The 1,755-nt window shown below is 67.8% G+C and carries 3 protein-coding genes; all 3 read right to left on the bottom strand.

What is annotated here, in order from left to right:
• Window positions 1-13 precede the first annotated feature (13 nt).
• Window positions 14-124, bottom strand: coding sequence for a lasso RiPP family leader peptide-containing protein (locus P2P98_RS03790; protein WP_119863578.1), 111 nt, complete (start codon window positions 122-124; stop codon window positions 14-16).
• A 5-nt stretch (window positions 125-129) separates the two neighbouring features.
• Window positions 130-1,158, bottom strand: a complete 1,029-nt coding sequence (locus tag P2P98_RS03785) for a sporulation-delaying protein SdpB family protein (protein ID WP_058626655.1) — start codon at window positions 1,156-1,158, stop codon at window positions 130-132.
• Window positions 1,155-1,755 (bottom strand): SdpA family antimicrobial peptide system protein (locus P2P98_RS03780; protein WP_275797368.1); only part of this gene is annotated, 601 nt, incomplete at its 5' end. The genes P2P98_RS03785 and P2P98_RS03780, both read right to left, overlap by 4 nt.

Below are 1,755 nucleotides of genomic sequence, written 5' to 3'. Positions count from 1 at the left end.
GATCAGCGGCGGGTCAGAGCCACCAGCCGAGGACGTCGGTCCAGTAGCCCTGGGACGTGAAGGCGGTGTCCTTGCGGAAGTCGCCCACGACGAGCACCTGAGGCTTCTCGTAGGTTTCGGTCATCTGTCTCACCTCCTCCCCTGCTCGGGAACCACCGCGCGGTGCGGGGAGGGGATGCCGTCGGCGCCCTCGTCGGCGACCGGGACGGTGGCGGGGATGCCGGAGAGCGAGGGCGAACCGCGGTCGGGCCTGAGCCTGCGCCTCAGCGCCGACAGGACAGCGGGGACGTGGTGGGGACCGCTGCCACGCGGCGTCGCGGGCAGACAGGCGACGGCGACGGCGCCGATCATCACGAGAGCGAACGTCCAGAGTCCGATGGTGACGATGATCCCGACATGGAAGACGATCACGGCAGCCAGCGCCACGCGACGGAGCCTGTCTGTTCCGCACAGGATGATCACACCGACGGCGATCTCGAGCGCGATCGACCCCCAGGCCACAGCGAACGCGAAAGACGGCACCGACATCACGGCGACCCCGAGGTCGCGCACCCAGCCGGCGGCGCCGAACATGTTGTCGCGGAGGACGTAGTACTCCGCGGTGCCCGAGAGCCAGTCGGAACTGGCGAACTTGCCCACACCGGAGTGCAGGTATATGCCCGCGACCTGGAGGCGCACGGCCCACAGCGCCGCATACGCGACACCGCGCGCCGACGGGCTGAGGGACGATCTCGGCCGCGTCCAATGCCACCAACGGTCGTCGGTCAGGCACATCGGAACGAGCAGCAGCGTGACGACCTTGGCGGCCAGTTCTCCCCCGTCAGGCAGGGCGATGCTGCCGGCGATCGAGAAGGTCACCCAGGCGTGCAGGATTCCGGTCGCGCGGGGAAGGAACCCGGATGCCACGACGACCAGGAGGATCAGCATGATCGCGTGTCTCGTCGAAGGGGCGAGGACATCGCCTCCGAGGCAGTACGCGCTGATCGCCTTCACGCCATCGCAGTACGGAGCGGCGGGCTGATCCCCCACGGGCACGAGAAGCGCACGCGGGTCGGTGAAGGCCAGGAGCACGATCTGGCCCGAGGCGAGAACGGTGCGCGCGACGCCGAACCAGAGGCGACGGTGATCGAACGTCGACAGCGTGGAGAGCAGGCTCATGATCCTCCTCCGTTCGCGGGGCAGACGACATCGACCGGCGCGACCTTGTCGACGATCTGCTCGTCGGCCGAGGGGAAGGTGCGGTAGCTCCAGGGACTCTGCCGTTCCTGCGTGAGGATCACCGACCCGCAGAGCGTCGGCAGGGGGCTCGTGTTGACGAGCTCGATCGGCTCGGCATCGAGATCCATGGCGCAGGAGATTCGCAAGGTCGAGCATTCCCGCCACTGCGTCACGGCGTTGGCCAGGTTCGCGAGCTCCGGTCCCTGTGCCCGCTGGTTCCGCGTGAGACCCCACGCATTCTCGATGCGCGTCTGCGGAGTCGTCAACAGACTGACCGGCGCGGAGCCCGACACCGTCGCGTACGCGCCGAACTGAGTCCCCTGGAGGTCCTTCGTGAAGAAGTTCCACCCCTGCGAGACGAACGCGCTGTAGTTGTTGCGGAAGTCCTGTCCCATACCGAGCGAGATCGTGGTCGGCGGGACCGCGACCAGCACCGACACGAACAGGACGGGGAGCATCACGGCAAGCGTGAGGACGAACGCCACGATGGAACCGCGACCGGCGACGATGTCGTCGACAGAGTCGTCCATGGGCATG

Origin of the sequence: Microbacterium sp. Kw_RZR3 (genome assembly GCF_029222405.1) — a bacterium.
Taxonomy (GTDB): domain Bacteria; phylum Actinomycetota; class Actinomycetes; order Actinomycetales; family Microbacteriaceae; genus Microbacterium.
The sequence above is the reverse complement of the archived record's forward strand: the minus strand, read 5'-3'. Positions and strand labels throughout refer to the sequence as shown.